The sequence below is a fragment of the Parvibaculum sp. genome, from assembly GCF_049672805.1.
In the GTDB taxonomy this organism is placed as follows: Bacteria; Pseudomonadota; Alphaproteobacteria; order Parvibaculales; family Parvibaculaceae; genus Parvibaculum.
Genome location: NZ_JBATWS010000381.1, coordinates 1 through 6258, shown reverse-complemented (window position 1 = coordinate 6258; position 6258 = coordinate 1). Strand labels below are relative to the sequence as shown.

Here is a 6258-nt window from a genome sequence, read left to right as displayed (position 1 = left end):
CCCTATTCCAAAAGACCGCGAGCGAGATGCGCCGGGATAAGGGTTTAAAAAAGAGCGCCTCACTCCGCGATGCCATGGATCGAGACGATCTTGGATACACCATGGTTTCTGAGATGCTCGCAGCGGAGCGCATCGAAGAGGAAGTCTGTCACGGAACAGACGAGTGTAGAGAGGCCAGCCGTCGCAGCGCGTCATTCATTCGGGGGGCTATCGAAGCGGATAGGGCAGATAGGAATAAGCGTCGGCTTGTCTAGCCAGTAGCCCGGTCGCCAAATGGCGCTACCCCTTGGCGTCAGCCTTCGGCGCGGGCGTTTTGGCCTTTGCTAGCTTTCGTAGCTTTTCCTCGAATGCAGCTTCGGACTCGTCCGCGCCTACGTCTTTGGCCACTTGCTTGAAGCGGTCAGATTGGGATTTCTCATTTTGATGATCTTTTGCCATGCCAAACAACTTCGTATTTGCTGATGAAGCCGGAAACTTCGATTTTTCAGTCAATCCGGGAGCCTCGAAGTACTTTATTCTGTGTACGGTCGTTATGGATCGATGCGATTGCGGCGCGGCACTTCTCGACTTGAGACGAGATTTGCTTACGCAGGGCTTTGAGATCGAAAAACAGTTTCATGCCACGTCCGACAAACAGGAGGTTAGAAACGCCGTCTATGACACTCTAGCACGGCACGATTTTCGGATTGACGCCACGATACTTGAGAAGAGAAAAGCTCAGCCTAAAATTAGACCGACTGAGGCGACGTTCTACAAGTATGCTTGGTTCTATCATTACAAATTCATCGCCCCGAAAATCACCCATGCGGAGAGACACACGCTCATCACGGCTGCGGAGGTTGCCACCCGCCAGAAGAAAGCGGCTTACAAGGAAGCGATAAACGATGTCGCACAACAGGTAACGCATCATAACAACTGGACGCTTTCGTTTCCTCCGTCATCCACTGACCCCTGTTTGCAGGCCGCCGATTATTGCGCTTGGGCGATTCAGAGAAAATGGGAATACGGCGATCCCCGCTCCTACGATTTGATAAAAGACAAGATAGCCACAGAATTTAATCTGTGGGCCAGAGGGTCTGTCTTTTATTACGAGTAGGGGTGCGACGCCCCGCAATCTCGGCTAACCCTCGCGGGAAGACTCCCAGAGCCCTTTCACCGAGCAAGGGGCGTCGCGGTCTAGCGGTAGCCTAGCACGGTTTTTTTGCCACGTGAATCCCTTACTTTTTAGGCCGCACCAGACCCCCCATAGGTCAGACGCTTGCCGACGATACCGCTCAACATACGCTCCGCACGCTGACCATCATTTACGCCAAGGGCTTCGCGCTCGTTATAGCGGAAGTCAAATTCGGCAAGGTAACGCTTCAAGTGCTGCTGGCTGACATGGTGGAACGTGCCGTTGATGCCGCGCTTGAGAACAGAGAAATAGCCTTCCACGGTGTTGGTGTGGGCTCCGCCGCGCACATACTCGCCAATGCCGTGGTTCACGGTTTCATGGACGAAATCCTTGTGCATGTGGCGGTACTGGCCCGCATCGTCGGTCATGAGGAACGTCTTGGCGTCGAGTTGAGCGACAAGGATAGGGCGCAGCGTCCTGGCGGTCACGCTCGGCACATGATGCGAACGGACGCGGCCCTCACGCTCGACTAGGGAGAACACAATCTCCTTGCCCATGCCGCCAATGTTCTTGCTGTTGCGCTTGGAGCGGTGCTTGTTGGTCTCCTTGCCGCCGATATAGGTTTCGTCGGCTTCCACGAATTTGCCTTCGCCGCCCATCGGCTCAATGTGCAGGACGCGCATAGCCTCACGGAGCCGGTGGGCCATAAACCACGCAGTTTTGTAGGTCACGCCCAAAGTGCGGTGAAGCTGATGGGCGCTGATGCCCTTCTTGGACGATGCCATCAGATACGCCGCCTGAAACCACAGATTCAGCTTCACATTGGAAGCCTCGAAAACCGTGCCGACTTTGACGGTGAACTGCTTGCGGCAATCGCCGCACTTGTGCAGGCCGAGGCGCACACGCTTCTCAGGGTTCGCCTTGATCTTGTAAATCCGGCCCATGCAACCGCAGTGGGGGCATACCGGGCCTTCCGGCCAGATGATGGCTTCCAGCTTCGCGTATGCCGCCGCTTCATCGTGGAAGTATGCCTTGGACAGAATGGACATCGCCTTGCTCCTTTGATGCCCTGAATATAGGGGAGATCGAATGGGTTTGCAAGGTATATAATCCCCCTCTCTGGGGACACCTCTTCGGCAGCTGGGGCAGGACCGATACCAACGGCAACGCCGCCGCGATCGACCGCGATCTCTACGGCTTCATCGGCGGCGCTGACCGCGAGATATCGCCGGGTGTCCGCGCCGGCTTCGCGCTCGGCTATGCCCGCGCGGGCTATGATGTCACGGCGCGCGCATCCGCGGGCGATTCCGACAATTTCCACGTCGCGGCCTATGCGGGCACGGCGCTCGGCGATGCCGCCCTCAAGGGCCTCGTCACCTATGGCTATGGCAGGGCCGATACGCAGCGCCGCGTGGTCGTCGGCGGGCTGACGAATGATCTCACGGCAAGCTACGGGACGCACACCTTCCAGGCGGCGACGGAAGCAAGCCTTGATTTCGACCGGGGCGCGCTGACGCTGACCCCCTTCGCCGGTCTTGCCGGGATCCATATCGAGACCGAAGGCTTTACCGAAACGGGCGGCCCTGCCGCGCTGACAGTCGGCTCGGCCTCCAGCACCATCGGCGTCTCGACGCTCGGCCTGCGTTTGCAGCATGAGGCGGGCGGCATCAGCCTCGGCGGTGCGGCGGCGTGGCGCCATGCCTTCGGCGATGTCGAGCCGGCCTTAAGCGTCGCCTTCGCCTCCGCGCCCGCTTCGGCCTTTACCGTGCGGGGCACGCCGATCTCTGAAAATGTGCTGGCGCTTGATCTCTCGGTCGGCGCGCGGCTGGGCGAGGGCGCGACGCTCACCTTCGGCTATGCCGGGGAGCTTGCCTCGGATGCGCGCAATCATGGCGCAAGGGCGGAGCTTCGCTTCACCTTCTGACTCCCGATTGCCGGGCCGCAGGCGGGGGTAATTCCCCGTTTGCGGCCCGGCACCGGCCAATCTGTCACCTTCCCATTGCCTTCCGGCTCCCCGCGCCGCATAACCTGCGCCAGAGCCATCAGGCGCCAAAGTGACGGAATTCTGCAATGGACCAGCCGCAAAACCGCGTTTTCTCGGGCGTTCAGCCCACCGGCAATCTGCATCTCGGCAATTATCTGGGCGCGATCCGCAATTTCGTGAGCCTTCAGGACACTCACGAATGCGTCTATTGCGTCGTGGATATGCACGCGATCACGGTCTGGCAGGACCCTAAGGAACTCGCCGCGAATACGCGCGAAGTCGCCGCCGCCTATATCGCCGCCGGTATCGACCCCGAGCGCCATGTTGTGTTCAACCAGTCCAAGGTGGCCGCCCATGCGGAACTTGCCTGGATACTGAATTGTGTCGCGCGCATCGGCTGGCTCAACCGCATGACGCAGTTCAAGGACAAGGCAGGCAAGAACCGCGAACAGGCAAGCGTCGGGCTTTATGCCTATCCGGTGCTGATGGCTGCCGACATTCTCGTCTATCACGCAACCCATGTGCCGGTCGGCGAAGACCAGAAGCAGCATCTGGAGCTTGCCCGCGACACGGCGCAGAAGTTCAACAATGACTTCTCCGTGCCGGATTTCTTCCCGCAGCCCGAGCCCCTCATCATGGGTCCGGCCACGCGCGTCATGTCGCTGCGCGACGGCACGAAGAAAATGTCGAAGTCAGACCCGTCGGACCTCTCCCGCATCACCATGCGCGACAGCGCAGATGACATCGCGAAGAAAATCCGCAAGGCCCAGACCGATCCCGACCCCCTGCCCGAAACGGTGGAAGGGCTGGAGGGCCGTCCGGGGGCCGATAATCTCGTCGGCATCTATGCCGCGCTTGCGGGCAAGACCAAGGCGGAAGTGCTGGCGGAGTTCGCGGGCGCGCAATTCTCGACCTTCAAGCCCGCGCTTGTGGACCTTGCGGTCGAGAAGCTCTCGCCCATCACCGGCGAAATGCAGCGCCTGATGGGCGATCCGGGCTATATTGATGCCGTGCTCGCAAGGGGCGCGGAGAGGGCGCGCGCCATCGCCGACCCGATTGTTGCCCGCACACGCGAGATTGTCGGCTTCATCTGAGGGGTGCCAGTGCGGGCACCGGCTTGACCGGCGCGCGCGAAGACCCATCTAGTGAAGAGCCTTCGCCCGAAGGAACGATCCGGAGGAATGCCTGCCCATGTCTCTTTCTGCCCGCCTGACGGAGTGGCGCGAAAAGATCCGCCATCGCTGGATGTATCGGCGGGGAGACGGCTCTGCCGCTCCCGCAGCAGGGGGCGGCGCGGCGGCGGGAGCGGGTGGCGCGAGCTTCTTCGCATGGGTAAACGAGCCCGGCATCGGCAGGCTCGTAAAGCGTATCGGCCTCGCCATCCTTCTCATCATCCTGCTCTATTACCCGATCGGCATGATGATCGTTCACAAGGTGGATGATGATCTGGACTTTGCGCCTCCGGCGCTGGGCGCGGAAAGCGGCAGCCATGCGGTTGCCTATGCCGCCGCGCTGATCGACCGCGAAGTGAACCGGAACGGCTGGACCGCGAACGACCCCTTCTTCATGCCGGGCGTGGCTCTCGACAATATGCCGAATTTCCAGCAGGGCATGATGTCGGCGCTGGCGCGTTTTGGCTTCGAACTGACAGACCAGCTTGGCCGCGCTCGTGGCTCTTCGGAGGCTGACCCGGACCTTCAGCGCGCGGCGGGCCTGCTGCAATATCCCGGCAACGTCTGGATCTGGAATCCGAGCGTCTCGCTCGCGCCCCGCGCCAGTTCGGAATCGCAATATCGCGATGCGCGCACGCGGCTCCTCGCCTATAACGCGCGGCTTGCCGCTGGCAATGCGGTGTTCGATGTGCGCGCCGACAATCTGCTCGCCACGCTGGAGCGTTTCGCCTCCGACCTCGGTTCGTCGTCTGCCCTGATCGACAGGCATCTTGCTGAAAAGGCGGGCAGCTTTTTCGACGGTGAGGCCGACGATATTTTCTACTTCACCAAGGGCAAGCTCTATGGCTACCACATGGTACTGCGTGGCCTCGGCACGGATTTCGACCGCGTGATTGCAGAACGCAATCTGCAAAAGCCCTGGGCCGAAATGATGGAAAGCTTCCACCGCGCCGCCACGCTCGACCCCTGGGTCGTGACAAACGGCGCGCTGGACGCCCAATTCCAACCCAACCACCTCGCCGCCCAAGGCTTCTATTTGCTCCGCGCACGGACGCAGTTGCGCGAGATCGCGAATATCTTGTTGAAGTAATTTCTGCGAACCTGACCCTTAAAGTGCGCTACGCTTTCAAGAATCGAACTACCACTTCGGCCAAACTATCCCAGAGGGACATCAAGTGTTCTGGGGAAGGGGCAAAGTTTGGTGAATGAACATATCTGTTGAGGGTGTCAGCCGAAACGAGCTTGTCTCCCTGTTTAAACTTCCTAATCACGTCCATCTGCTTGGCATCAATTTCGCCTGCTTGCTGAAGGTGATGCGCGGCCTTTTCGAACTTCGTCGCAAGTTTGTCATTCTCGTGGACCAAGACGCCTGCTTGCTTGATGTAATTTTCTACTGATAGTTCGATAAGTACTCGTAGCAAAACGGAAATGGCATTCGGGTGCTTCTTTAGCTCCAGGTAAAATTGCAATTCCTCCCAGATCTGATGGTGGCGTTGTAACCGCCCGGGCCAAATCAATCCGAAATCTTTTTGGGGTATTAGCGTGCTCCGAATAGAGGGCTTCGCATGGCTCACGGGTTTCGCCTTAGCTTCTTTGCTTCTTGTCTTGGCAACGACAGCGCGTGAAATCTTAGCAGCTGGGTCCGGCAGAAAACCTGCTTCTTCTAATTTATCCAAGTATTGTTTCGTGTCGTCTTTATCCCAGATGTCACCGAGCACGACGTGTCGATGAGCTAGGTCGTTGGCAATTCGAGCCAAAGCTGCAAGCGAAGCTTCCTCATCGTGGGTGAACTCGAAACGACCATTCTTCGTGCTGAACCCAACTCGCTCCCGATAAGGTTCTGCTGAAAGCAAACGATTCATCGTTGAACGTGGAATTTGGCGGCCCGCGGGCAGGAGGTTCGCAATCGCAAGGCGTTTCTCTACTTCATCGGCAACGTTAAGACGACCTCCTTTGCCGGTGCGTTCGACGAACGTCGCCTTCATCCG

General features: G+C 59.0%; 8 protein-coding genes. 5 read left to right on the top strand and 3 right to left on the bottom strand.

What is annotated here, in order from left to right; translation table 11 throughout:
- Nucleotides 1–254 (top strand): hypothetical protein (locus tag WBF74_RS11810; RefSeq protein WP_424439992.1); only part of this gene is annotated, 254 nt, incomplete at its 5' end.
- 25 nt (nucleotides 255–279) lie between these two features.
- On the opposite strand, the gene WBF74_RS11805 is transcribed toward WBF74_RS11810, so the two are convergent.
- Entirely contained in the window at nucleotides 280–438 is a 159-nt protein-coding gene (locus WBF74_RS11805) for a hypothetical protein (protein WP_424439989.1), read from the bottom strand.
- On the opposite strand from WBF74_RS11805, the gene WBF74_RS11800 reads away from it, so the two are divergent.
- Complete coding sequence (locus WBF74_RS11800; protein WP_424439986.1) at nucleotides 437–1096, top strand: DUF3800 domain-containing protein; 660 nt, start codon at nucleotides 437–439, stop codon at nucleotides 1094–1096. The two genes, WBF74_RS11805 and WBF74_RS11800, sit on opposite strands and share 2 nt — an antisense overlap.
- A 128-nt stretch (nucleotides 1097–1224) precedes the next feature.
- Here the strand turns inward: WBF74_RS11800 and WBF74_RS11795 are convergent, their stop codons facing one another.
- Complete coding sequence (locus WBF74_RS11795; RefSeq protein WP_424439983.1) at nucleotides 1225–2163, bottom strand: IS1595 family transposase; 939 nt, start codon at nucleotides 2161–2163, stop codon at nucleotides 1225–1227.
- Here WBF74_RS11795 and WBF74_RS11790 point away from each other — a divergent pair.
- The 3 genes from WBF74_RS11790 to WBF74_RS11780 all read left to right on the top strand — a co-directional run bounded on the left by WBF74_RS11790 (nucleotide 2142) and on the right by WBF74_RS11780 (nucleotide 5360).
- Nucleotides 2142–3038, top strand: coding sequence for an autotransporter outer membrane beta-barrel domain-containing protein (locus WBF74_RS11790; RefSeq protein WP_424439980.1), 897 nt, complete (start codon nucleotides 2142–2144; stop codon nucleotides 3036–3038). The genes WBF74_RS11795 and WBF74_RS11790 overlap by 22 nt on opposite strands.
- Before the next feature lie 146 nt (nucleotides 3039–3184).
- Entirely contained in the window at nucleotides 3185–4192 is a 1008-nt protein-coding gene (gene trpS, locus WBF74_RS11785; RefSeq protein WP_424439977.1) for a tryptophan--tRNA ligase, read from the top strand.
- A gap of 97 nt (nucleotides 4193–4289) precedes the next feature.
- Nucleotides 4290–5360, top strand: coding sequence for a DUF2333 family protein (locus WBF74_RS11780; protein WP_424439974.1), 1071 nt, complete (start codon nucleotides 4290–4292; stop codon nucleotides 5358–5360).
- 28 nt (nucleotides 5361–5388) lie between these two features.
- Here WBF74_RS11780 and WBF74_RS11775 read toward each other — a convergent pair.
- Nucleotides 5389–6258 (bottom strand): hypothetical protein (locus WBF74_RS11775; RefSeq protein WP_424439971.1); only part of this gene is annotated, 870 nt, incomplete at its 5' end.